The sequence below is a fragment of the Nocardiopsis alkaliphila YIM 80379 genome (genome assembly GCF_000341005.1).
GTDB lineage: Bacteria > Actinomycetota > Actinomycetes > Streptosporangiales > Streptosporangiaceae > Nocardiopsis > Nocardiopsis alkaliphila.
The window spans coordinates 40,902-65,473 of record NZ_ANBD01000039.1; the positions used below are offsets into that span (position 1 = coordinate 40,902).

Below are 24,572 nucleotides of genomic sequence, written 5' to 3' on the forward strand. Positions count from 1 at the left end.
CGGGCGGAGTACCCGTACGCCCTAGACTCTGGTCGGGGGCCATGAGGAAGACCCCGGCCGCGGGTTCCGAGCCGAACGGCCAGGTTCCGGCATGGTCGGGACCGCCCCGCATCCGCGGTTGACGAGCATTGAGTTGAGGAACTGTGAGCGAGCGTAACCGCATCATCCCCCGGGTGGGAATGGTGGGCGGAGGCCAACTCTCCCGGATGACGCACCAGGCCGGTATCGGCTTGGGGGTGGAATTCTCGGTCCTGGCCGCGAGCCCCACCGACAGCGCGGCCCTGGTCTGCGGTGACGTCACCATCGGTGACGATCGTGGTGCCGACGACGTCTTGGCGTTCGCCAAGGCGCACGACGTCGTCACCTTCGACCACGAACACGTGCCCGAGCCGGTCCTTCGGGCGGTGGAGGAGTCCGGCGGACTGCTGCGCCCGAGCCGTGACGCCCTGCGTTTCGCCCAGGACAAGCTGCGTATGCGCACCCGTATGGCCGAACTGGGAGCCCCCTCGCCCCGCTGGCGGGCGGTGACCGCCCTGGAGCACGCCACCGCGTTCGCGGAAGGGGCCGGATGGCCGGTCGTGCTCAAGGCGGCGCGCGGCGGCTACGACGGCAAAGGCGTGTGGGTCGTGGCCGATTCCGAGCAGGTGCGCGAGGTCGTGGAACGCGCGGCCGCCGAGGACGTACCACTGCTGGTCGAAGAGAAGGTCGACTTCGTTCGTGAACTCGCCGTGCAGGTGGCCCGTTCCCCGCACGGTCAGGTGGCGGTCTACCCGGTCGTGGAGACCGTGCAACGCGATGGTGTCTGCCACGAGGTCATCGCCCCCGCTCCGGGCTTGAGCGAGGCGAAGGCCACCCGAGCCCAGCGGTTGGCCATCGAGATCGCGCACGCGCTGGAGGTCACCGGTGTGCTCGCGGTGGAGTTGTTCGAGACCGTGGACGGGGTGATCGTCAACGAACTGGCCATGCGTCCGCACAACTCGGGGCACTGGAGCATCGAAGGTGCCCGCACCTCCCAATTCGAGCAGCATCTGCGGGCCGTGCTCGACCTGCCGTTGGGTTCGCCGCGCACCAACGCCCCCTACACCGTCATGGCCAACCTGCTGGGCGGTGCGGACCCCGACGTCTACGGCCGCTATCTGCACGTCATGGCCAAGGACCCCGAGGTGAAGATGCACTTCTATGGCAAGGGTGTGCGTCCGGGCCGCAAGATCGGGCACGTCACCGTGATGGGCGACGACTACCGGGACCTGCTGGAGCGCGCCCGTGACGCCGCAAGCTACCTGCGAGGAGACCAGCTGTGACCGAGAACAGGCCCGTGGTGGGCATCGTGATGGGGTCGGACTCGGACTGGCCGGTGATGCGCGAGGCGGCCGAGGCCCTGCGCGAATTCGACGTGCCGTTCGAGGCGGACGTGGTCTCGGCGCACCGTATGCCGCACGAGATGATCTCCTACGGCACGGAAGCGGCCGGTCGAGGATTGAAGGCGATCATCGCCGGGGCGGGCGGCGCCGCCCACCTGCCGGGCATGCTGGCCTCGGTGACCACGCTGCCGGTGATCGGTGTGCCCGTGCCGCTGAAGTACCTGGACGGGATGGACTCGCTGTTGTCCATCGTGCAGATGCCCGCCGGGGTGCCGGTGGCGACGGTGGCGGTGGGCGCGGCGCGCAACGCGGGCCTGTTGGCGGTGCGCCAGCTGGCCGCGCACGATCCGGAGCTGGCCGAGCGAATGGCCCACTTCCAGGAGGAGTTGAAGTCGCAGGCGCACGCCAAGGGCGAGAAGTTGCGGCGTGAGGTCGCCGAGGGTGGCAGGCCCATGGGTTTCAGCATGTAGCGGGTGCTTCTTCGGCCCCGGTGTTCCACGAGGGCACCGGGGCCGCGGTGTGCCCGGGATCAGTCCACCTGGGGCAGTAGGGCCCGGATTCCGTCCAAGGCCTGCTCGACGGTGGGCAGTGAGGTGGGGTCCACCAGGTACTGGAGCACGTAGCCGGTGACGAGGTTGTAGACCATCGATCCCAGTCCCGCGACGGTGTCGTGGTCGACCTCCTCGGAGGTGACGCCGAGGATCAGGGCGGCGAGTTCCCTACGGCCCCCGAGGATCCCCTCGGCCAGAGTGGTACGCAGGCCCTCGTCGAACTGGGAGTGGGCGAAGGCCTGGAGGCTCGCCACCATCAGGTCTCGGTGGTCGGGAAGGGTGCTGAACAGGGAGGTGAGCAGCAGACGGGTCCGGTTCTCCGCGGTGCTGGGTCCGGCGTCGCGGATGGCCTCTTCGAATGCGTCGCCCCATTCGCTGCTGGCCTCGATCAGGGCGGTGTTCATCAGGTTGTCCTTGGACCCGAAGTGGTAGCCGATGGAGGCCAGGTGGGCGCCTGACGCGGCGGCGATGTCGCGGGCCGTGGTCTTGCTGTAACCCTTTTCGGTCAGGCATTTCTTGGCGCCGGCCAGCAGGTCCTCACGTTGGCTCATGCGTCCACCCTAACATTTTGACGTACGTACATATTGACGGCTGATTTTGACGTACGTACGATCAAAGGCATGGAAGCGACACGCACACCACCACGCGCCACCGCCCGAACCTGGGCCGCACTGGTCGTCCTGCTCGTCCCCGCGCTGCTGGTCGCCATGGACCTGTCGGTGCTCTTCGTCGCCGCGCCCGCCATCGCCCAGGACCTCCGGCCCACGGCCACCCAGTGGCTGTGGATGATGGACGTCTACGGCTTCGTCCTGGCCGGTCTCCTGGTCAGCATGGGTTCGCTCGGTGACCGGGTCGGGCGTCGAAGGCTGCTCCTCGCCGGAGCGCTGCTCTTCGGTCTCGCCTCCGCCCTGCTCGCCTTCGCACCGGGCAGCGAGCTCTTCATCGCCGGACGTGCCCTGCTCGGCCTGGCCGGGGCCACCCTGGCCCCCTCCACGCTCTCCCTGATCCGGAGCATGTTCACCGATCCCGGGCAGCGGGCCACCGCCGTGGGCGCCTGGACGATCGCCTTCACCGGTGGAGCCGTCGCCGGGCCCGTCTTCGGCGGAGTGCTGCTGGAGTTCTTCGCCTGGGGATCGGTGTTCCTCATCAACCTGCCGCTCATGGCCCTGCTCCTGGTGGCCGGGCCCCTCCTGGTGCCGGAGACGCGTGATCCCCAGGGTGCCCGGTTCGACCTGCCCGGCGCGGGACTGTCCCTGGTCGCGGTGCTGGGTCTGGTCTACGCGGCCAAGCGCTTGGTCGAACACGGCGTCGAGGTCCAGGGCGGGGTGGCCCTGGTGCTCGGTGCGGCCTTCGGTGTCCTGTTCGTGGTGCGGCAGCGTCGCGTGGCGCACCCGCTCATCGACGTGACGCTGTTCGCCCGGCCGGCCTTCAGTGCGGCGGTCGGCGGCAACGCGGCCGTGTCCTTCGCCGCGGCCGGGATGGGGCTGCTCACGTTCACGTTCCTACAGAGCGTGCACGGGCTCAGTCCGCTGCACGCGGCGCTGTGGACGCTGCCCACCTTCGCCACCACCGCCTTGGGAGCTGTTCTGGGCAGCCTGCTCGCCCCGCGGGTGCGCCCCGCTCCGCTCATGGCGACCGGGTTGGCCGTGGGAGCCCTCGGGTTCGCCATGGTCTCCCTGGTGGACCCGGACACACCGCTGCCGCTGTTCATCGGGGCCTACGGGCTGATCGGCATGGGCGCCGGTGTGGTGGGGACCCTGGCCAACACCCTGGTTCTGGCCACCGCCCCGCCCGAACGCGCCGGCGCCGCCGCCGGGGTGTCGGAGACCAGCGCCGAGTTCGGTGCCGCCCTGAGCATCGCGACCCTGGGAACGGTGGCGACGGGCATCTACCGTTCGGCGATGGGCGGAGTCGAGGGGCCGGCGGGAGAGACCGTGGCCGGCGCGGTCGCCATGGCGCCCCACCTGCCGAAGGCCGAAGGGAACGCCTTGCTGGAAGCGGCCTTCGACGCCTACACCGACGGTCTCAACATCGCCGCCCTGGGCGCCGCCGGGGCGCTGGCGGCGTTGGCCGTCGCCGTTCTGGTGGCCCTACGTCGGATTCCGGCGGGTGTCGAGGCGCCCGAGCACCACGAACCGGAACCCGACTCCGCCCGGGTCGGTTCCTAGACCGCGTACTCGTCGGGGAGGACGCACTCCTCGGCGGGGCGCTGGTCCAGGTAGTCCCATTCCAAGAGGTCGTTGACCGGTACGTAGCCATCGCCCTCGGCCTCGGGGACCTCTTCGGCCGGGACCAGGAGCTGTTCTCCGCCGCCGGGCTGTTCGAAGTGCGGCGCGATCGGTCCCACCCACGCCTTGATGGGTAGGACCACCTCGTAGCAGTTGTAGTTGTGCTCGGCCCCGTCCGGCCAGGTGTTCAAGGAGTCCGGCGGTAGGGCGCGCTCAGCGAACGGTGCACCCGCCGGGGCGAGGAAGGTGCCCCAAGGGGAGCCGAAGCGGTCCAGCATCCATCCTTCGGGTAGTTCCTGGAGTTCTTTCAACGGGCGTCCGTCCTCGACCACGAAACCGTCGTGTTCGGGGTAGTCCCAGCCCTCGTCGGTGGCCCACCGATCCAGGAACTCGACCGGGGAGAGGCCCCCGAAACGGTCGTAGCCCTCCACCAGTTCGCCGACGGGTCCGTCGGTGGGGAGTTCGGCCGGTCCCAGCCTCGGGTCGCCGCACAGGTACCGTTCCAGCTCTTCCTCGCTGGGCGGTGGTTCCAGTACGGGGCACTCGCCGGTCGGCGCCGGCGGTGGCGTGGGAAGGGATTCGTCGGCCAGGGCGGGCCAGACGCCGAACACCAGGGTCAGGCTCGTGGCGGCCACCACGTGAAAGAGGGACATCGGACTCCGTTCGACTGTTCACTACTACGCGTCATTGAAAGAACGCGAATAGTAGTGAACCACGTCGGGGGTCTGGACACACGAACGGCCGTCCCGAGTGGGACGGCCGTTGGGTCGAATTCAGGTGCCTACTGGCGCCCCAAGGCCCGGTAGGTCCAACCCGAAGCACGCCAGTACGTCGGGTCCAGTGCGTTGCGGCCGTCCACGATCCGCTTCTGGGCCACGACCTCGCCCATCTCGTCGGGGTTGGCCTCGCGGAACTCCGCCCACTCGGTGAGCAGCAGGACCACGTCCGCGTCCCGGGTGGCGCCCAACATGGAATCGGCGTAGTTCAGTTCCGGGTGCTCCTGGCGGGCACGCTCCAGCGCCTGCGGGTCGTACACCGTGACGCGCGCGCCCAGGGAGGCGATGGTCGAAGCCACGTCCAGGGCCGGCGAGTCACGGATGTCGTCGGAGTTGGGTTTGAACGCCGCGCCCAGTACCGCCACCGTGCGTCCGGCGAAATTGCCACCGATCAGCTGGCGGGCGATGTCGATGGTGCGAGCCCGACGGCGCTGGTTGATCGCGTCCACCTCGCGCAGGAACGACAGGGCCGGCTCCACGCCGAGCTCGTCGGCCCGGGCCATGAACGCGCGGATGTCCTTGGGTAGGCAGCCACCACCGAAGCCCAGACCGGGACCGAGGAACTTGCCACCGATCCGGTCGTCGTAGGACAGTGCCTCGGCGAGCTGTATGACGTCGGCGCCCGCGACCTCGGACACCTCCGCCATCGCGTTGATGAAGGAGATCTTCGTGGCCAGGAACGCGTTGGCCGAGACCTTGACCAGCTCGGCGGTCTGCATGTCGGTGACCAGGAACGGGGTGCCCGCGTCGACCTGCTGCTGCCATAGGGCCCGAACGGCCTTCTCCACTCGGGAGGAGTCGGTGCCGATCACGATGCGGTCGGGGTGCAGTGTGTCCTCCACCCCGAAGCCCTCGCGGAGGAACTCCGGGCTCCAACCGAGTTCGGCCTCCTTCCCCACGGGGGCGAGCGCCGCCAAACGGGCGGCCAGAGTGGCGGCGGTGCCCACCGGGACGGTGGAACGCCCCACGACCACGGTCGGTCGGGTCAGGTGTGGGGCGAGGCCCTCCACCGCCGAGTTGACGTAACTCAGGTCGGCGGCGCCGGACTCATCGCGCTGGGGAGTGCCCACGCAGATCAGGTGCAGGTCCGCGAACTCGGCGACTTCGGCGAAATCCGTGGTGAAGCGCAGGCGTCCGGCCCGCAGATTCGATACCAGGAGTTCGTCGAGGCCGGGCTCGTAGAAGGGGACCCGGCCTGAGCGGAGCAGGTCGATCTTGGCTTCATCGACGTCGAGTCCCAAGACCTCGAAACCCATTTCGGCGAGACAGGCGGCCGTGGTGGCGCCAAGGTAGCCGGTTCCGATGACGGAGACCCGCATACGTTCCGCTTCGACCACTGGTGTTCCTTCCTTGCTTCCGCACGCGCCTCGTACTTGGGTATTCCCGCTCATGGCGGACGACATCCTGCACGGGGGCAGAAAACGGACATGGTTCGGTCGAGGGGAATCCGAGGGACGGGGCATCACCCTACGCGTCGAGGTGTGGCGCACGACCCAACAACATGTGAACAGTCAGGCGGACAGGGTATCGCTGGGCGAGGGGACGTCGACACGGGGGAGGGATACGGGGCCCGAACCGTCTGAGGCCTCTCAGTGGCGTCGTTCGTCGAAGGCCCCGTGACCGGCCTCTTCGTCCAAAGGAGTCCATACGGCTCCGGTCTCCCCACGTCGGAACGGTGTGGTGGTCTTGGCCGGGTCGTCGAACTCGCGCATCGGTGAGGTGGGCGGTGGGACATTGGGGACGGTGTCACCGACCGGTCCACCGTCGTTCCAGGCACGCTCCGGTTCGGGAAGCGTTTCCGGTTCGGCTTCCTCGACCGGCGCCGAACGGTACTGGTCGCGACTGGCGGCGGCGACCACACGGCCGCCGGGAAGCGGGCCCGGGTCTTGGGCGGACCGCCAACGCGAAGGGGAGAACGCCGATCCCAGCAGCAGGACGCCCAAGGGGAGTGCCACTCCAAGACCGGCACCGTTCGGGTAGAGGAAGCTCTCCTGGTCGAGCCAGGTCAGGGAGGCGGACATCGACTCCGGGGACAGGACCGGCCACAGGCACAGTGCGCTCAGGAGGAGTCCGCCGGCGCCCGCGACCAGGGGTGAACGTCGCGAGGCGACCAGATAGGCGCCCACGGCCCCCACCAGACACAGCACCACTACCGATGACACGGTGGTGAAGTCGACGTCACCTTGGGTGATGCGAGGGAACAGGTCGGCCGACCAGGCGGCCCCGACCCACAGGACGGGTGCCAAGGCTACCCCGGCGAGCAGGCCGAGCAGGTGGCGGAGCACGTCATCCCCTCCTAGAGGGCCCATCCGTGGACCCTCCATCAGACTATGCGCAGATGTTCTGTTCGGCGGTCGTGGTGGCCGGCCCTTCTTCGGGAGATGGCTCGGGCTCTTGCGGAACCTGGCCCTCGATCGGCTCGGGCGGCTCGAACCCCGTGTGGTTGAAGCCGATCACGACCTGGAGGTCCTTGCCCAGGGTCCGATCCTCCACCGTCTCCGCGCCGGGCAGGGTCGTCGCCAGGTAGTCGGCGAGTGCCTCGTTCTGCGGCCCGTGCCTGACCTCGGTCGTGGGCACGCTCCGGTCGGTCCAGTTCTCCGCCGGGTCGGTGACGTCGAAACCGGCCGAGGCGAACTGGTCGTCCAACCTGGCGCCCAACCCTGGTGTCGCGGTGCCATTGAACACCCGCACACGGACCTCGGCCGGAGACGGCTCGCTCTTCTCCTCCTCGGCCCCTGCCGCGGGCTCGGTCAGGGGGCGGTCGCTGTTGATGGCGGCGAACAGTTCCCGGGCAGCGGGCTCGTCCCACAGCAGAGCCACGTCACCACGCGAGGTCCAGTGGTCCATGTCGGCGATCGGTACCTGGGCGAAGGTGACGTTGTCCAGGTCCAAGTCGCGCATCTGGTAAGCGAGGTCGTTGATGGTGCTGGTGTCCAGCCCCTCGTCCACGGTCACCGAGGACAGGGTGCTGTCCAAGAAGGCGGTGAGCCTGCCCGGGTCGGACAGGGTCTGACCGCTCATCGCCTTGTCGAGCATGGCCGACAACACCTGCTGCTGACGGTCGATCCGGTCCAGGTCGCCGCGTGCGGTGGCCCGGGTGCGTGCGAAGGCCAGCGCCTCGACACCGTCGACCTCGTGGGTTCCGGCATCCATGTTCAGGTGGGCCTTCGGGTCGTCGATGGCTTCGGGCAGACACACCTCGATGCCGTTCAAGGCGTCCACCACGTCCACGAACCCGTTGAAGTCCACTTCGACGTAGTGGTCGATGCGCACTTCGGTCACCGATTCCACGGTCCGTACCGCCAGTTGTGGACCTCCGTAGGCGTAGGCGGCGTTGATCTTGTCCTCGCCCTCACCGGGAATGTCCACCCACAGGTCACGGGGGAGACCGACCACGGTGAGGTGGTCCCGTTCGTGGTTCAGGCGTACCAGCATGATGGTGTCGGAACGCCGGCCGGGGGTGGAACCCACACTGAGAGCGTTTCGATCCTCCCTGCTGAGGTCGCCACGGCTGTCTGAGCCGATCACGAGGAAGGTCAGGCCACCGGTCCCCTCGGGGCGCTCCCCATCGGCCAACTCGCCGAATACGTCGAACCGGTTGATCGAACCCGACATCCAGCCGGTGAAGGCCCAGGAGGTGCCCGAGGCGAGCAGTACCAGCACGGACAGGACACTCATCACCAGCAGGCCGTTGCGGCGACGTTGGACGACGGCGTCGGGCACGGTGATGCGGCCGGTGCGGATGGAACGCCTTCGCTCGGGTGGCAGGGGAGCGGAACGCTCACGTCGAAATTCCCCCGTGGATCCGTGCCGTCCGGCGTCGTCGCTCATCGGCGTCCCCGTTCCACCCGATTCAACGGTGTCCTCGCTATCTAGGTTGTCACCTGATAGGCCGAAGGGCGCGGGATGTCGACCCTCGGCGTGTTGCTCCCATATGTTTCGAGTCCAGGACTTCTCGATCGGTTCCGAGGTTTCATGTGAGCCGCCCTGAGCTGCACGACCTCATGATCGGCGACTTCCAGGAGAGCGAAGGGCCGCCCGTCGATCATCGGTGGCCCGATAGGGCGTAGCGGTGGGGAGCGTGGCGTCCGGTGGGTGATCCCGGTGCAGTACGGTTGAGCGCGCGTACACCCTCTCTTCGTACGCGATTCCGACACGTTTTGACCTTGGGAAGTGCCCGTGTCCTGGCCGCCTGTCTCCGTCGTCATGCCCGTATTGAACGAAGAGCGCCACCTCGCCGCCGCGGTGGAGCACGTCCTGGCTCAGCAGTACCCGGGCGAACTCGAGGTCGTTCTCGGTGTCGGGCCCTCCTCTGACCGTACCCGTGAGGTCGCCGACGGTCTCGCCGAGGCCGACCCCAGGGTCAAGGTGGTGGACAACCCCACCGGTAAGACCCCGGCGGGCCTCAACGCCGCCATCGGTGCCTCCTCCCACGACATCGTCGCCCGCATCGACGGCCACGCGATGATGCCCTCCGACTACCTTCGGGTGGCCGTGGAGACCCTGGAGGAGACCGGCGCGGACAACGTCGGTGGCATCATGGCCGCCGAAGGCACCACCCCCTGGGAGATGGCCGTGGCCGCAGCCATGACCTCCAAGGTCGGAGTCGGTAACGCTCGTTTCCACACCGGGGGAGAGGGCGGCCCCGCCGACACCGTCTATCTGGGTGTCTTCCGACGTTCGGCGTTGGAACGCGTGGGCGGTTACGACGAGGCCTTCCTGCGGGCGCAGGACTGGGAGATGAACCACCGCATTCGCACGACCGGCGGCACGGTCTGGTTCCAGCCACGTATGCGTGTCTCCTACCGTCCGCGTCGCAACGTCAAGCTGCTCGCCAAGCAGTACTTCCACTACGGCCGGTGGCGGCGTGTGGTCGCTCGCCAGCACAAGGGCACCATCAACCTGCGTTACCTGGCCCCGCCGGTGGCCGTGACCGGGATCCTCGCGGGCCTCGTCGGAGGATTCGTCTTCTGGCCGCTGTGGTCGGTGCCCGTCGCCTACTTGGCGGCCATCACCGTCGCTTCGGTGCCGCTGACCCGAGGTCTACCCGCCTTGGCCTGGCCGCTCATCCCGGTCTCGCTGGCCACCATGCACATGTCATGGGGGGTCGGTTTCCTCACCAGTCCGCCCGGCCTCGGTTCCGACTCGCGCACCGCGCAGGAAGCCCGCTCCTGAAAACCCGTGAGGGAACGGTATCGGGGCTCCCGTCGCGGCCTCGATTCTGCTAGCAAGAAGGGTGAGGCGAAACCGGGAGAGGATGCCATGGGCGAGTTGCGCGGAGACCAGGCCGTGTGGGTGTTCGACAGTGAGACGGTCCGGATCCGCTTCGAGACCAAGGGATGGTTCAAGAGTCCCCTGTTCAAGCTCCTGGGAAGCCTCGAACTACCGGTCGGTGCGGTCCGCGAGGTGGACTTTCGCCCGGGCGCGGGTCGCAAGAAGGGCTGGATCCTCAACCTGCGGTTGCACGACCGCATGGACCCCTACGCCGCGGTCGGCGCCATGCTCGACGACAAGTACCAGCCCTTTCGGTTGACCGGTCCCGCCAAGAGCGAGTTGATCGCCGAGTACCTGGCCGACCAGCTGGGTTTCGCAGCCGAACAGGCCGCCCTCCCCGATCCCCGAGCCGTGCTGGACCTCGTCCCTTCCCCACCCCTGCACGTGCTCACCTCCGAGGGCACCGCTCGATTCGACACCGACGGCCTCTCCCTGGTGTGGTCGGGTGGCTACGCCAGTGGCTACAAGAAGAAGAAACAGCGCCGAGAGTTCGATCTCGCTGAGATCACCGGTGTGGAGTGGGCTCCCGTCGATGACTGGGGCTGGGGTTTCGTTCGGGTGGTCAGCGGCCGGTGGGGACGGTCCGCCGACGCCAAACCCAGGAACGACCTCAACGTGTTGCGGGCCGGCGCGGAGGGCAACGAGATCCACCAGGCCTTCCTGCTCGCCGCCACCGTCACCGCCTACCTGTGGGCCCGTGAGGACACGGACCGACGGGCTCTCGACTCGGCCGTCATGGACACCGAGGAGACCCCACCAGCCGGATTCGACGACCCACGGTGGTGGAAGGACACCGCCCGGAACGCGGTCGAGGCACTGCGTGGCCCCAGGCTCACCTTCAACCTGCCCGGCCGGAGCGGGAACGCTTCGAGCGAGGTCGGTGAGGACGAACCGAAGGACCGGCGGGAACCCGTCCTGGAGCCCGCGCCGGACCGCAAGGGCGAGCCCGTCGACACCACGTGGATCTTCGAGCAGATCGAGCGCCTGGGCGACCTGCACGCCAAAGGTCTGCTCACCGACGAGGAGTTCGGTGACAAGAAGGCCGAACTCCTCGACCGGATCTGAACTCGAGGTTCGACCTGTCCGGTGGTGGTTGTGGTGGGGTGTCCTCGGCGTCGGGGTTGGTGTCGGAGTTGGTCTTTGTGCCTTGTTCCGTGGTGACGCTTCTGGTAGTTAGGAAATCGCTTCCCTGACTACCAGAAGCAAGATCAACCGGTTCATCATGGTGGGTGTTGGAAGACCTTCGAGCCCGGGCCGCCCCGCCACCTGGTGCCAAGTACCCCATCCGCTATCCACCCGAGCCGACACCCACTGTCAGCAGGCTCCCGGGCCAGGTGGATCCTTCAGGGCGGCCACGGCACCGGGTACGTCGTCCACTACGACCGCGTCCATCCCCGCCGCGGCGAAGCGGGCCACGTCCATCGGGCCCGGGCACCAGGACATGATCTCCAGCCCGGCCCGATGCGCGACCTCCACCGTGTACTCCAGTGAACGTCGCCCCGGCCGGGCTTCCTCTCCGTTCAACCCCAGAGCGCGGGCGTCCACCGCCACCACCGGGCAGCCCATGCCCACGGCGCCGGGGATCGCGGAGTCCGCGGGATTGCGCACGTACGGCATCCACGCCGTCGGCACTCCGGGTGAGCCCTCCCGCACCGCCAAGAGCAACCCCGGGTCGAAGGAACACACGAACACTCTGCGGCGCGCGGCCTCTCTTCGTAGATACGGCAGTAGCAGGGACACGGTGCGCCGTGCCGGTGCGTCCACCGCGTCCTCCATCACCGTCTTGACGTCCACGTCCAGGCCGATGTGGTCCGGAATCGCCGCGAGCCCTTCCGCGAGACCCACCAGACCGGCCCGCCGGCACTCCTCCAGGCTCAGGTCCACGACCGCGCGTCCGTCGTCCAACGCGGCGTTGTGGTAGAGCACCAATTCGTCGTCGCCGGTGCGTCGCACGTCGATCTCGATCCAGTCCGCTCCGGTGCGGGCCGCCAGCTCGAAGGAGGCCACGGTGTTCTCCCGAGCACCGTCCACCACGCCCCGACCCGCGCCCCGATGGCCGATCACCTCGGTCGCCTCGAACACACCGCTCACGAAGCGGCTCCAGTGGTCCGGCGCCCCGATCCGCCCTGCGCGCGCATCCGTCGCAGCAGCGTCTCGGCGATCTCCACGTCACCGGGGTTGGTCACCTTGATGTTGCTCTCTTCTCCCGGCACGATCCGCACGTCCTCCTCGGGTAGATAGCGCAGCACCACCCCGCAATCGTCGGTGGCCACCAGGGTCGGATCGGCCATGGCCAGTTCGTAGGCGCGGCGGAGCAACCCCAGCCGGAAACCCTGTGGGGTCTGCATCCGGCGTAGCGTCGACCGGTCCGGGGTCTGGGCGATCACCTCGCCTTCCTGTCCCTGGCTCACCCGCACCACGGTGTCGGCGCTGGGCACCGCCACCCCCACGGCCCCTGCTCGGTCCAGCGCGGACACGCAGGCCGCGATGGTTCTCGGGCGGACCAAGGGGCGGGCGGCGTCGTGCAGGAGAACCAGGTCGGTGTCGGGAGCGGCGGACATCGCCGACAGCGCCGCGTAGGAGGTGTCCGTCCGGGTCGCTCCACCCGGAACCACCTTCGACACCTTCGTGAATCCGGCCTTGGCGACGACGTCCTCGATCCGTCCCACGTACTCGGCCACCATCAGCACGACGATCTCGTCCACTTCCGGACTGGCTTCGAAGGCCGCGATCGAATGTTCGATGATGGGCCGACCCTCCAAGGGCAGGAGCTGCTTGGGTGAGGACGCCCCCATGCGGGCACCGACCCCTCCGGCCAGAACCGCCGCGATCACCCGCGGGCCTGCGGACATGCTTCCTCCGTGTTCGTTTCGGGCTTTTTCGCCCGCCCCATCCTCTTGGCCCCTTCTTCATCGTCTCTCGCCGTGTCCGAATGGAACCTTGGTGAAGAGAACGGGCCTGACGGCGCCCGAACGGGAGCCCTCCCGTGATGGGCGTCGGCGCGCGATGTCGGACCCTGGTCGACGGAGGTGGGGGAGGTTCGGGAGAAGGTGGATGTGGTTCGGAGGGTACGTGATTGACACGCGTTGTCCGATGCAGCGGTACCCTATGGACGCCTGTTGGGCGTGCCCGGTCCTCTCTTCCCTTCGATTCGGACGTAGAGCCGGGTGTGGTCCGTGACATCCCCCGGTCCTTCCGGATAGCCCTCGTTCCGGTCCGGGTGCGGGCGGGACCACCTCGATGGTCGGTCGGTGCGCACAGGCGAATTCATAGACGCGACAGTCCGGCACATCGTGGACCGGACGATCTGAAACCTTGGAGGTGGCGGTGGCGTCAAGGACGCTGGCCGTCTGGGAGCACCGGAAGGTCGTCGGCCTCCTGGTCCGGCGCGACCTGAAGGTCAAGTATCAGCAGTCCGTGCTGGGATACGCCTGGACGATGTTGGAACCCCTCGCCCTGACGTTGGTGTACTTCTTCGTCTTCGGTCTCGTTCTCAACGCGGACCGGGGTATCCCGCCCGAGGCCAAGCCCTACGGTGGCTACACCCTCTTCCTCGTCGCGGGCATCCTGCCCTGGACCACCTTCGGTGCCATCCTCAGCGAGGCGCCGCGCGCGATGATCACGCACTCGAAGTTGATCACCACCATGAAGGTGCCCCGGGAGATCTTCCCGATGGCCACGGTGGGCACCAAGTTCGTGGAGTACCTGCTGACCTGGCCGGTCCTGCTGATCTTCGTGTTCGCACTGGGTGGGCGCTTCACCTGGGAGGGCATCCTGGTCTGGCTGCCGCTGGCCATCGTGCTGACCTTCATGTTCGGCCTGGGTGTGACCCTGTTCCTGGCATCGGTGAACGTGTTGTTCCGTGACGTGGAACGGCTGACACGTATCCTGACCCGACTCCTGTTCTATGGTTCGGCGATCCTCTTCCCCGCATCCATGGTGTTGGACGCCGAGCGTGTCCCCGACTGGGCCAAGACGATCTACGAGCTCAACCCGTTGATGGGTATCTTCCAGATGCACCGTACGGTGTGGTTCGCCGGGTTCGAGCAACTAACGCCGAGTACGCTCGCGTTGACCTCCGCGGTGGTCGGTTCGATCCTGATGCTGGTGATCGGGTATTGGACGTTCCGCCGTCTGGAGACGTCCGTTCTGAAGGAGTTGTGATGGCGTCCACCTACGAGGCCGCGGTCGCCGGCGGTCCGGTCATCGAGGCCAAGGGCCTCGGCGTGAAGTTCGCGGTGAACCGTCGGCGTAAGCGCAGCCTGCGTGAGATGTTCATCCACGGCAAGAAACGCGACCCCAACGCGGCGGGTAACGAGTTCTGGCCGCTGCGCGACGTCTCCTTCGAGGTCGCCAAGGGCGACTGCGTGGGCATCGTCGGCAAGAACGGCACCGGTAAGTCCACCCTGCTGAAGCTGATCGCCGGAGTGCTCATCCCGGACGAAGGCAAGGTGAGCGTGCACGGCAAGGTGGCGCCGCTGCTGGAGTTGCGGGCCGGCTTCAACGACAACCTGACCGGACGCGAGAACGTGTACCTGGTGGGTTCGCTCCACGGCATGACCGAGAAGGACATCGACGAACGCTTCGATGAGATCATCGACTTCGCGGAGATCGAACCGAAGTTCGTCGACACCCCGATCCGGCACTACTCCAGCGGTATGAAGGTACGTCTGGGGTTCGCGCTCATCTCCCAACTGGAGCACCCGATCATGCTGGTCGACGAGGTGCTGGCGGTGGGTGACAAGGCCTTCAAGCGCAAGAGCTATGAGGCCATCGAGCGAATGCTCGCCAACGAGCGCACCATGGTCCTGGTCTCGCACAATGAGGGCGACCTGCGTCGTTTCTGTAACCGCGGCCTGTACGTCAAGAACGGTTCGCTCGCACTGGACAGCGACATCGACTCCGCTCTGGCCGCGTACAACGCGGACACCAAGGCGGAGATCGCGGAGCGCAAGAAGAAGGAAGCGGCCAAAAAGAAGCGTGCCGAGGGAGCGGCGAAGAAGGACGAATCCGCCGAGGACGGTTCTACGCGGGCCGAGGCGCCGAAGAAGAAGGACGAGGGCAAGGACGGCGGTCAGGCCGCCTGATCCGTCCCGTCGGTCCACCGTGAGAGCGCGCCCCGGAGGGTTCCGGCAGGTGCGCTCCTCCCTTGTCCAGCCTGTCCGAAACACCACCCGAGCACACCGAAAGCGTGTATCGGTGTGCTTGGGTGTGTCGGTGATGGATTGCGCACAAAGGGTGAGTGACCGTGACTCTCAGTTGCGATCTGGAGGGTGCGGACATGACCAACGGAACCGTGGCGCGGGCGACCGCGCGGATGCTCGAACGCAGATACGTCACCCGTTCGGGGGTGACCCGTATCAGCATCCTGATCGCCGCAGCCGCGGCCGTCTGGTTCAGTCGGGCCGACCTCGCCGGAGCGGTCCTCGGATCGCTCCTGCTCGGTCTGGTCCTGTATTGCGACGTGGTCCGTTCCCATATGCGAGTCCATCGATTGGACGCCCTCACCCTGTGGACCGTGTCCATGGCCGTCCAGCTCAGGGAATACGTGGTCTACGTCGGCCTCGTCTTCGGCGCGGCCGCCGCGGGGCACGCCGGTGCCTGGGGGTGGGCCTCGGGGGCGTTGATCGCCCTGGCCCTGCGTGACGCGCTCCTGGTGGCGCGTTCGTCTCCCCCGGCGCGGTCCCCGGTGCGGCCGTTCCCTTTGCCTCTTCAACGGCGCTCTGGGGAGTCCATGGAGACGAGGGTTCCTCGGTCGCGGGCCGGTGATGGGGGTGGCCCGAAGACGAAGACCGCCTCACTGAGGACCGAGGCGCCCGGTGTCGTCCACCGCCGGATCGACACCTCGGGACCCGCCCGATCGGTTCGACGGATGTTGACCTTCGGCCAACCCATCCGCTTCCTGGTGATCGCGGTGACGACCATGGTCTGGGACGCCAGGCTCGCCTTCGTCGGTCTCATCGTCGGTTGTGTGCTGGCGATCACCCACGAGCTCGCCGACCCCGCCTCCCAAGGGGAGGGCCGGTGAGCGAGGAATCGGCCCGGGTGCGTGAGTCCCTCGAGGGTGACGGACTCGCCCCGATCGTCACCGATCTGCGCTTTCTTCGTGATGACGGTCACGTGTCCACGTTTTTGGGCAGGGTCGCTCCCGGCGTCGCACCACCGTTGTCCACGGCATTGGTCGGAGCCCTCGTCGTGGTGGTGCTGCTGGCGGCGGGGGAGGGGCGGTTGGCAGGTATTACCCTATTCGCACCGGTCACTGCCCTGCTACTGTCCGGTCTGGCCTCGGGCGGCCCCCATGATGGGAGGTTCGATCACTTCGTAGCCCCCGTCCTGCGTGCCATGGAGTACGGCTACCTGGCGGTCCTGGGGTTCGCCTCTGGCGTACCCGGTCCCCTGGTGTTCGTAGTCTTGGTGACGATCGTCTGCCACCATCACGATGACGTCACCCGGCCCGCGGTCGGTGTGAAGCGACCGGACTGGTCGCGACGTGCCGCGCTCGGATGGGACGGCCGCATGCTCGTCATCGCGGCCGGGGGTGCGATGTCCGCCCTCACCGCCGCCTACGGCATACTCGCCGGATACCTTGTAGTCCTGCTGGTGCGCGAGGCGACGCGCACCTGGTGCGCCACCCCGGTGGCGGACGTGCGCGCCGGTCCCGCCCAGACCCACGGCGGGAAAGGGCAGGGAGATCATCCGATCACCCGCGACGGAGACGGGGGCCGACCGGCCACCGGAACGAACGGGGAGGCGTGAAAGCCTCCTCGACCTAAGGAGGAACTCACCCTCATGCTCGGAATGGTTCTCGCCGCAGGCGCGGGGCGCCGTCTGCGCCCCTACACCGACACCCTGCCCAAGGCCTTGGTGCCCGTCGACGGCGAGACGACCATCATGGACATCTCGCTGCGCAACCTGGCCGCCGCGGGGCTCACCGACGTCGTCGTCGTGGTCGGCTATCGGGCCGAGGCAGTGGAGGAGCGCAAGGCCGCGCTGGAGGAACGCCATGGCGTCAAGCTGACCCTCAGCTACAACGACAAGGCGGAGGAGTGGAACAACGCCTACTCCCTGTGGACCGCGCGTGAGTTCTTCTCCGAAGGCGTCCTCCTGGTCAACGGCGACACCGTGCATCCGGTGAGCATCGAGGAAACGCTACTCGCCGCACGGGGGCCGGAACTCCTCCTCGCGGTGGACGACGTGAAAACCCTCGCCGACGAAGAAATGAAGGTGACCCTGGACGAGGACGGTCACCTCCAGAACATCACCAAGCTGATGGACCCCGCCACCGCCGCGGGTGAGTACATCGGGGCCACCCTCATCGAGGGTTCGCTCGACGCCCGCCTGGCCGACGCCTTGAAGGCCACCTGGGAGCGCGACCCCCAGCTCTACTACGAGGACGGCTACCAGGAACTGGTCCGTCGCGGCGAGAAGATCGCGGTCGCCCCCATCGGCAAGGTGGACTGGGTCGAGGTCGACGACCACGACGACCTGGCCAAGGCGAGGGAGATCGCGTGCCGCTACTAGCTCGTATGCTCCCCTCCCCCCTGGCGATCGACGTGAGGCGGGGAGCCGTCGCCTCCCTCGGGACGCTGTTGGCCGACCGCCGCATCGCCACCGAGGGGCGTATCGCCGTGGCGGTGGGGCCGGGACAGGGCGCCCAGATCGCCGCCGCCCTGGACCTGCCCCAATGCGAGGTCTTCCAGGTCGAGGAGGGCACCGTCGACGCGGCGACCGAACTGGGTCAGAAGCTGCGGGCGGGCGCCTACGAGGCCGTGGCCGGCATCGGTGGCGGCAAGACCATCGACGTCACCAAGTTCGCCGCGACCATGGCGGGCATTCCGATGGTGGCGGTGGCCACCAACCTGGCCCACGACGGCATCGCCTCCCCGGTCAGCTCCCTGGAGCATGAGGGCGGCAAACCGTCCATCGGGGTGACCATGCCCATCGCGGTGGTCATCGACGTGGACTACGTCCACGCGGCGCCCCCGCACCTGGTCCGATCGGGCATCGGCGACGTGGTCAGCAACATCTCCGCGATCGAGGACTGGGAGCTCGCCGGAAGGGTGAAGGACGAGCCGATCGACAGCATGGCGGTCACCTTCGCTCGTGTGGCGGCGGAGGCGGTCCTGCACCGTCCCGACTCCATCGAGTCCGACGGGTTCCTCAAGGTCTTGGCCGAGGGCCTGGTGTTGTCCGGAATGGCCATGGTGGTCGCCGGTACCAGCCGTCCGGCCAGTGGTGCCTGCCACGAGATCCTGCACGCGATCACCCAGCTCTACCCGGGCAAGGGCAACCACGGAGAACTCGCCGGTCTGGGGACGCTCTTCGCCTCCTACCTTCGGGTCGAGCACCTGGACTGGCCGGCCGAGCGGTTGGACGAAATCCGTTCCTGTCTGCTCCGTCACCGCTTGCCCATCGTCCCCTCCGACGTCGGCCTCACCGAGGCCGAGTTCGCGCGGGCGGTGGAGCACGCCCCGGACACCCGTCCGGGAAGGTTCACGATTCTCGAACATCTGAACCTGACCAGGGATGAAATCGGGCGGAGCGTCGCTGACTATGTCGAAGCCGTCGGTCGCTGAGGTCCGCGCGGGAGGCCAACCCGCGGGGATCAAGGAGCGTGTCAACGAGGAGCACTGGGCCGGGCGTCTCTACATGAGGGACATCTCCCCGTACCTGACCACGCTCTTCGTGCGCTTGCGAGTACCCCCGAACCCCATCACCTACCTGATGATGGTGTTCGGGGTGCTCGCCGGTGTCGTGGTCGCCTTCGGTGGATTGTGGTCGGCCATCCTGGCCGCCGTGCTGGTACAGATCTACCTGCTGTTGGACTGTTCCGACGGTGAGGTGGCCCGCTACACGGGTCGCACCAGTGTGGCCGGGATCTACCTGGACCGGATCGGCCACTACGTGTCCGAGGTCGCCCTCCTCATCGGCCTGGGTCTTCGTGCCCAAGATGGGTTCGAGCCGGGCGGTTGGGTCGTCCTCGGTATGACGGCGGCGCTCGGCGTCGTGCTGATCAAGGCCGAGACCGACAACGTGGTGGTGGCTCGGGCCAAGGCCGGACTACCGGAGAAGATCTCCGAGGAGGCCATGCGGCCGAAGTCCTCGGGTCTGAGTCTGGCCCGACGGCTGGCCTCGGCCCTGAAGGTCCACCGTCTGATTCAGGCGGTGGAGCTGTCCCTGATCGTGGTGGTGGCGGCCGTGGCCGACCTCTTCCTCGGGGACCTGATGGCCACTCGGATCCTCGTCGTGGCGTGTGCCGCGGTGGCGGTGCTGATGAGCTTCGCCCACTTCGTGAGCGTGCTCGCCTCACGGCGCTTGGAGTAACGCGTCGATGACGTTATGACGTCACTACGGAGCCGTGGACCGAACTCCCTCCACGGCTCCGTACACTTCGTTTTTATTCTGTCGTTAGTCTGTTCCTGCGAGCGTTGACATGTGTCCACCTGTCAGTCGCACGTAGTCCACTGAACGGTTCGCATCCATGGCCACACCAGTGACCCCTCCCGCGCAGGACCCCGGTCGGTCCGCCGACTTCGACGTGTCCGGGGCGAGGGAGCCCAGAGCGGAGCAACGGAGCGGTTCCCAGGTGCCCGGTAAACCCACCCTCTCCTGTGTCCTTTTGACGATGGGTACTCGACCGGCCGAGCTGCGACGAGCGATCACCAGTGTGTTCGAGCAGGAGGGCGCGGACGTCGAGGTCGTCGTCGTCGGCAACGGCGCGAAGCTGCCGGAGCTGCCGGAGGACGTCGTCACGGTGAACCTGCCGGAGAACCTGGGCATTCCCGAAGGCCGTAACCACGGTGTGCGCGCGTCCAAGGGCGACGTGATCCTCTTCCTGGACGATGACGGCTGGTACCGCTCCATGGACCTGGCCCGGCACGTGCGCGATCGGTTCTGGTCGGATCCCACCCTGGGCGCGCTCTCGTTCCGAATCGCCGACCCCGACGGTGGCCCCGACCAGCGTAGGCACGTGCCCCGGCTTCGGGTGGGAGACTCCCGTAGGTCCAGCGTGGTCACCACCTTCCTGGGTGGTGCGTGTGCCATCCGTCGGACCGCCTTCGACGAGGGTGGGGGCCTTCCGGGGGAATTCTTCTATGCCCATGAGGAGACGGACCTGGCCTGGCGGATCATGGACGCCGGGTACAGCATCGAGTACGACGCCGAGGCCGTCATGTACCACCCGGCGGTGGCACCGACCCGGCACGAGAACTTCTATCGGCTCAACGCCCGCAACCGGGTGTGGCTGGCTCGCCGTAACCTGCCTTGGCCGTTGGCCTTCGCCTACCTGGGCACCTGGGTCGGACTCACCCTGCTTCGTGAGCGGGACAAGGATTCGCTCAAGGCGTGGTTCGGCGGTTTCCGGGAGGGCTGGCGTGAGGACGCCGGTCCTCGCACCCCGATCGGTTGGCGCACCGCCTGGCGGATGACCCGGGCGGGTCGCCCGCCGATCATCTGAACCCGACGTTCCCGTTCCCTTCGGCCCGTGGCTCCCCGCGGGCGCTCGAGAAGATCCTTGGCGTGGTTCGCTCCGGACAGGGGAGGACTCAGCGGCCCTGAACCGTTCCTCCTCGTGGGGCGACACGTTCGGTGGTACTTCTTTTCGCGCTCGACGCGCCGCCTTCTGTCCCGTGCGCCCTCGAACATCGGTTTCGAATCCTTGTCAGGGGTGTGGTCGGACCACGCGGCGCCCCGGACCGCGCAGCGCGAAGGGGGCGGGTGCCGTACGGCACCCGCCCCCTTCGAGACCGTCCGGGATCAGATCTCGGTGATGGCCTGCTCGTACTCCAGACGCGGCAGGCGGTCGAACCAGGCGTCCGGGCCGGGCTTGCCGACGTTCATCACGACGATCGGCTTGCGGGAGGAGTCCTCACCGAAGAACTCCTTGCGGATGCCCTCGGCGTCGAACCCGGTCATCGGGCCGGCGGCCAGGCCCGCGGCGCGCACCCCGATGATCAGGTAGGCGACCTGGAGGAAGGCGTTCTGCATGGCCATGGACTCACGGGCTTCGAGCGGCATTCCGGCGAAGTTCTCGCGAGCGTCCGGGGCGATCGGGAAGGTCGTCGGAAAGTACTCGTGGAAATCGCTGTCGGCGGTCAGGATGAGCGCCAACGGAGCCGTGGAGGTCTTGGGGCCGTTGGCGCCCGCCATGTGCTGGACCAGACGCTCGCGGGCCTGGGGGGAGCGCACCACGGTGACGCGCAGCGGCTGGTTGTTCATGGCGGTGGGGCCGAACTTGACCAGTTCGTAGATCGCGCGCAGCTGCTCTTCGGTCACCGGCTCGTCGGTGAAGGTGTTGGCGGTGCGGGCACTGCGGAACAGCAGGTCCTGTGCGTCCTTGCTGAGGGCCAGCGTGTCAGTCATGGTCGAAAACCTCGGCTGTGCTCGTGGGTGGGACGTGTCGCTTCGGGGACGACACGCAGCACAACCTAGTTTACTGGGAAGATATTTCTGAAACCAATCATATGTGAGTTCATTCACGGAGCGCGGCGCGACGTCGCTTCCGCTGGCGGGACACACCGCCGGGGAACGCCGGTACCTCTGTCGGTGGGGGACCGGACGTCCCTGGGGCGTCCCGGAGCGGTACCGGATCGCCGGCCTCGGCGACCCACTCTTCCAACTGCTTCACGAACAGTCGGGCCTGTACCGGCCAGTGGAACGAATCCTGGGCGATGCGGTGCCCCGTGCTCGCGTACTCGTGACGGGCCCGTTCGTCGCGGCGTAGTTCCAGCACCGCCCGGACGGCGGCCTCTGAGTCGTTGAAAGGGACCACCAGCCCCGCCGGTCCCTCGGGACGGCGGGTCACCAACGCCTCCGCCATCGGGTTCGGGGAGGTGACCACCGGGAGTCCGTGTGCCATGTACTCCACGATCTTGGTGGGCAGCGAGTGCCGGTAGTTGTCGGTGTCGTGCAGCAGGCTGATTCCGGCCAAGGCCCCGGACGCCATCCGCAGGGCGCGGTCGTTGGGCACGAACCCGTACCAGTGCAGGGCGTCCTCCTGGTGGGCCTCGCGCAGCAAGGGGCGGACCTCGGTGTCGGCGTTGCCGATCACCTCCAGGCGCACCCCGTGATCGCGCAGCCGTCGACCCATCCGCACCATCTCATGGGCGCCTCGGGCCATGGATACGTGTCCCAGGTAGACGACCCGGTCGTCGCCGGGCGGACGTAGCGGTGTCCGGGGGACCTCCGTGGTGTTGGGGACCACCGGGTGGTCCCCACGGAAGCGGGATCGATACCCCTCCTCCGCCAGGAGCAGGCGCAATCGTCGTTCCGCGTGGCGCTCGAAACCGCGCACCACCCCACCGAGCGGGCGCCGCAGCGGGCCCGGAACCCAGGGTTTGGTGAGCAGCGCCGCGGGGGTGTCCTCGTGGATGTCCCAGACCGTGACCGGCCGATTGGCGGGCAGAGCCATCAGCAGTTCGGGGTCATGGAAGAGCAGGAGGTCGGCCTCGGGAGCCAGCCTGGTCAGGACCGCCCTTGCCGCACGCAAGGAGGAGACGCGATCACGCCCCTTGGCGCGGGGCACGTCCACTGACCGGATTCGCTCCCAGGGCGTCACCCCGCACTCCCGAAAGGGTGCGACGTAGGTGACGGTGTGCCCGGCGTCCACCAAGGCGCGGATCTGACGATGCAGGATCCGGGCGTCCTCGGGATGGTGCACGATCGTGGCCACAAGCGCGTGCATGAAGATCACCTACGTGTGTCACCGGATTTGTTTCGACTACAGCGATGATCCGTCGCTACGCGGCGGTATCGCCTGCACGACACGGTATTCACCAGGGGAAACGCACGGAGGAAAGTCGGATGGCCACGGGGCGTGCTTTTGATGAACCTTGGGCGGGGTGAGTGTGAACGTACGAAGACACGCCGTTGAACGCGTGGAACGTCCGGGCCGGCGTGCCTTGGTGGTCGAACTCGTCTACAGGACCCGTAGGCCCTCTCGCTGGACCTTGCGGCGGCCCTGGGATGGCACCTCGGGAGAGGCGACCACGCTCTCCTGCGCCTCTTTGCGGCGTAGGACGCCGCGGGTGTCCAACAACAACCGCGCGTACTCGCTCAGCAACTTGGGCCGGTAATCGCTGTGATCGGTCAGCAGGATGGTCAGATCCGCCTCGGCCAGGGCCTGCTCCAGGTCCGTGGAACGCAAAACGTCCACCCCGTCCACCCGCCAAGACTCCACGTACGGATCGTGATAGGTGAGCGTGGCCCCCTTGGCCGCGAGCTTGCGCGCCACCGGCCGCGCCGGCGACTCACGCTGGTCGGCGATATCGGCCTTGTAGGTCACCCCCAACAACAACACCTTCGAACGCGACAACGCCAACCCCGAATCGTTGAGCAACTCCTGAGCGCGCTGCATCACGTAGGCCGGCATCCGACCGTTGATCTCCTGGGCCAACTCCACGAATCGGAACGGATACCCCAACGTCTTGACCTTGTAGGAAAGGTAGTTCGGATCGATGGGGATGCAGTGCCCGCCCACACCCGGACCCGGGTAGAAGGCCTGGAAGCCGAACGGTTTGGTGGCCGCCGCGGCGATGGAGTCCCACAGGTCCACACCCAACTCCTGGCAGAACACGGCCATCTCGTTGACCAGGGCGATGTTGACGTGCCGGTAGGTGTTCTCCAACAGCTTGGCCATCTCGGCCTCACGGGTACCGGAGGTACGCACCACGGTCTCGACGAAGTTCTCGTAGAACCGGGCGGCCGCGTCCCCGCACTCGGGGGTCAGACCGCCCACGACCTTGGGTGTGTTGGCCACCCCGAAGGTCGGGTTGCCCGGGTCGATCCGCTCCGGCGAAAAGGCCAGGTGGAAGTCGGCCCCGGCGACCAGACCGGACTCCTCCAGCAACGGACGCAGGACCTCGTCGGTGGTGCCGGGATAGGTGGTCGACTCCAAGACCACCAGGGTCCCGGGGGACAGGTGCGCGGCGATGGTCTTGGCGGCCGAGGTGACCGCGCTCAGATCCGGGCCGCCCTCGGTCGACAGCGGGGTGGGCACACAGATGACGATGGTGCGTGCCCTGGCCAGGCAGCTCGGGTCCGAGGTCGCGCTGAACCCTTGGTCCAGCATCGCGGCGATGTCGTCCGAGGACAGGTCGTCGATGTGAGAGACGGCTCGGCCCAGGCCGTCGACCACCCGTGCGCTGACGTCGAAGCCGGTGACCTTCAGGCCCGCGGAAACGGCCCCGGCCGCCAGCGGCAGACCGACGTAACCGAGACCGAGCACGACGAGGTCGATGGCCGAGCCGGTGTTCTGCTCGGGGACAATGGCTGGGTTTGAGGTTGCGGCATCCACTTGGTGGTCACACTCGCATTCATTTCGTGAACGGGCGCAAATTTTTCGAGGACTGCCATTTCAGATTTCTGGACGTCTGAGTGTAGGCA

General features: G+C 67.5%; 23 protein-coding genes. 13 read left to right on the top strand and 10 right to left on the bottom strand.

The features are described 5' to 3' along the window. Nucleotides 1-143: 143 nt before the first annotated feature. The gene (locus tag D472_RS0105570) at nt 144-1,301 is read left to right on the top strand and encodes a 5-(carboxyamino)imidazole ribonucleotide synthase (RefSeq protein WP_017603515.1); all 1,158 of its coding nucleotides are present in this window, start codon (nt 144-146) and stop codon (nt 1,299-1,301) included. Then, entirely contained in the window at nt 1,298-1,831 is a 534-nt protein-coding gene (purE, locus tag D472_RS0105575; RefSeq protein ID WP_017603516.1) for a 5-(carboxyamino)imidazole ribonucleotide mutase, read from the top strand. Before D472_RS0105570 ends, purE begins: the two co-directional genes overlap by 4 nt. 59 nt (nt 1,832-1,890) lie before the next feature. Here purE and D472_RS0105580 read toward each other — a convergent pair whose 3' ends face one another. Further along, on the bottom strand, nt 1,891-2,463 hold the full coding sequence (locus D472_RS0105580) for a TetR/AcrR family transcriptional regulator (RefSeq protein WP_017603517.1): 573 nt from the start codon (nt 2,461-2,463) through the stop codon (nt 1,891-1,893). A gap of 69 nt (nt 2,464-2,532) precedes the next feature. Between D472_RS0105580 and D472_RS0105585 the strand changes: the two genes are divergently transcribed. Next, nucleotides 2,533-4,080, top strand: a complete 1,548-nt coding sequence (locus D472_RS0105585) for an MFS transporter (protein WP_017603518.1) — start codon at nt 2,533-2,535, stop codon at nt 4,078-4,080. On the opposite strand, the gene D472_RS0105590 is transcribed toward D472_RS0105585, so the two are convergent. The 4 genes from D472_RS0105590 to D472_RS0105605 all read right to left on the bottom strand — a co-directional run bounded on the left by D472_RS0105590 (nt 4,077) and on the right by D472_RS0105605 (nt 8,747). Continuing rightward, nucleotides 4,077-4,793 (bottom strand): TNT domain-containing protein, encoded by a 717-nt coding sequence (locus D472_RS0105590; protein ID WP_017603519.1) that lies wholly within the window; start codon nt 4,791-4,793, stop codon nt 4,077-4,079. The genes D472_RS0105585 and D472_RS0105590 overlap by 4 nt on opposite strands. Nucleotides 4,794-4,921: 128 nt before the next feature. After that, the gene (locus D472_RS0105595; RefSeq protein ID WP_017603520.1) at nt 4,922-6,253 is read right to left on the bottom strand and encodes a UDP-glucose dehydrogenase family protein; all 1,332 of its coding nucleotides are present in this window, start codon (nt 6,251-6,253) and stop codon (nt 4,922-4,924) included. 252 nt (nt 6,254-6,505) lie between these two features. Next, nucleotides 6,506-7,201 carry a hypothetical protein gene (locus D472_RS0105600; protein ID WP_017603521.1) on the bottom strand — a complete coding sequence of 232 codons (696 nt, stop codon included), beginning with the start codon at nt 7,199-7,201 and terminating at the stop codon, nt 6,506-6,508. Between the two features lie 43 nt (nt 7,202-7,244). Then, nucleotides 7,245-8,747 carry an LCP family protein gene (locus tag D472_RS0105605; RefSeq protein WP_017603522.1) on the bottom strand — a complete coding sequence of 501 codons (1,503 nt, stop codon included), beginning with the start codon at nt 8,745-8,747 and terminating at the stop codon, nt 7,245-7,247. 348 nt (nt 8,748-9,095) lie between these two features. On the opposite strand from D472_RS0105605, the gene D472_RS0105610 reads away from it, so the two are divergent. After that, nucleotides 9,096-10,091, top strand: a complete 996-nt coding sequence (locus tag D472_RS0105610) for a glycosyltransferase family 2 protein (protein ID WP_026117417.1) — start codon at nt 9,096-9,098, stop codon at nt 10,089-10,091. A gap of 87 nt (nt 10,092-10,178) precedes the next feature. Continuing rightward, the gene (locus D472_RS0105615; protein ID WP_017603524.1) at nt 10,179-11,255 is read left to right on the top strand and encodes a DUF4429 domain-containing protein; all 1,077 of its coding nucleotides are present in this window, start codon (nt 10,179-10,181) and stop codon (nt 11,253-11,255) included. 249 nt (nt 11,256-11,504) lie between these two features. On the opposite strand, the gene D472_RS0105620 is transcribed toward D472_RS0105615, so the two are convergent. Continuing rightward, nucleotides 11,505-12,281: a glycerophosphodiester phosphodiesterase gene (locus D472_RS0105620; protein ID WP_017603525.1), complete on the bottom strand. Its 777-nt coding sequence runs from the start codon at nt 12,279-12,281 to the stop codon at nt 11,505-11,507. Next, nucleotides 12,278-13,042: a 2-C-methyl-D-erythritol 4-phosphate cytidylyltransferase gene (ispD, locus tag D472_RS0105625; protein WP_017603526.1), complete on the bottom strand. Its 765-nt coding sequence runs from the start codon at nt 13,040-13,042 to the stop codon at nt 12,278-12,280. Before ispD ends, D472_RS0105620 begins: the two co-directional genes overlap by 4 nt. A gap of 463 nt (nt 13,043-13,505) precedes the next feature. On the opposite strand from ispD, the gene D472_RS0105630 reads away from it, so the two are divergent. From D472_RS0105630 to D472_RS0105665, 8 genes are all read left to right on the top strand, one after another. After that, nucleotides 13,506-14,354 (top strand): ABC transporter permease, encoded by an 849-nt coding sequence (locus tag D472_RS0105630; RefSeq protein WP_017603527.1) that lies wholly within the window; start codon nt 13,506-13,508, stop codon nt 14,352-14,354. Between the two features lie 107 nt (nt 14,355-14,461). Next, nucleotides 14,462-15,277 (top strand): ABC transporter ATP-binding protein, encoded by an 816-nt coding sequence (locus tag D472_RS0105635; RefSeq protein ID WP_449406495.1) that lies wholly within the window; start codon nt 14,462-14,464, stop codon nt 15,275-15,277. Nucleotides 15,278-15,471: 194 nt separating this feature from the next. Next, nucleotides 15,472-16,218 (top strand): hypothetical protein, encoded by a 747-nt coding sequence (locus tag D472_RS0105640; RefSeq protein WP_026117418.1) that lies wholly within the window; start codon nt 15,472-15,474, stop codon nt 16,216-16,218. Next, nucleotides 16,215-16,946: a DUF5941 domain-containing protein gene (locus D472_RS0105645; RefSeq protein WP_394295613.1), complete on the top strand. Its 732-nt coding sequence runs from the start codon at nt 16,215-16,217 to the stop codon at nt 16,944-16,946. The genes D472_RS0105640 and D472_RS0105645 overlap by 4 nt, the downstream gene beginning before the upstream one ends. Nucleotides 16,947-16,979: 33 nt before the next feature. Beyond that, the gene (locus D472_RS0105650) at nt 16,980-17,711 is read left to right on the top strand and encodes a phosphocholine cytidylyltransferase family protein (protein ID WP_017603529.1); all 732 of its coding nucleotides are present in this window, start codon (nt 16,980-16,982) and stop codon (nt 17,709-17,711) included. 5 nt (nt 17,712-17,716) lie between these two features. Continuing rightward, the gene (locus tag D472_RS0105655; protein WP_017603530.1) at nt 17,717-18,766 is read left to right on the top strand and encodes an iron-containing alcohol dehydrogenase family protein; all 1,050 of its coding nucleotides are present in this window, start codon (nt 17,717-17,719) and stop codon (nt 18,764-18,766) included. After that, on the top strand, nt 18,744-19,514 hold the full coding sequence (locus D472_RS0105660; RefSeq protein WP_017603531.1) for a CDP-alcohol phosphatidyltransferase family protein: 771 nt from the start codon (nt 18,744-18,746) through the stop codon (nt 19,512-19,514). The genes D472_RS0105655 and D472_RS0105660 overlap by 23 nt, the downstream gene beginning before the upstream one ends. Nucleotides 19,515-19,815: 301 nt before the next feature. After that, the gene (locus D472_RS0105665) at nt 19,816-20,646 is read left to right on the top strand and encodes a glycosyltransferase family 2 protein (protein ID WP_193373431.1); all 831 of its coding nucleotides are present in this window, start codon (nt 19,816-19,818) and stop codon (nt 20,644-20,646) included. A gap of 299 nt (nt 20,647-20,945) precedes the next feature. Here D472_RS0105665 and D472_RS0105670 read toward each other — a convergent pair whose 3' ends face one another. From D472_RS0105670 to D472_RS0105680, 3 genes are all read right to left on the bottom strand, one after another. Then, on the bottom strand, nt 20,946-21,551 hold the full coding sequence (locus D472_RS0105670; protein WP_017603533.1) for a malonic semialdehyde reductase: 606 nt from the start codon (nt 21,549-21,551) through the stop codon (nt 20,946-20,948). A gap of 109 nt (nt 21,552-21,660) precedes the next feature. Continuing rightward, complete coding sequence (locus D472_RS0105675) at nt 21,661-22,872, bottom strand: glycosyltransferase (protein WP_193373430.1); 1,212 nt, start codon at nt 22,870-22,872, stop codon at nt 21,661-21,663. 234 nt (nt 22,873-23,106) lie between these two features. Beyond that, a complete protein-coding gene (locus D472_RS0105680; RefSeq protein ID WP_026117421.1) occupies nt 23,107-24,483 on the bottom strand; it encodes a nucleotide sugar dehydrogenase in 1,377 nt (458 codons plus the stop codon). Nucleotides 24,484-24,572 lie beyond the last annotated feature (89 nt).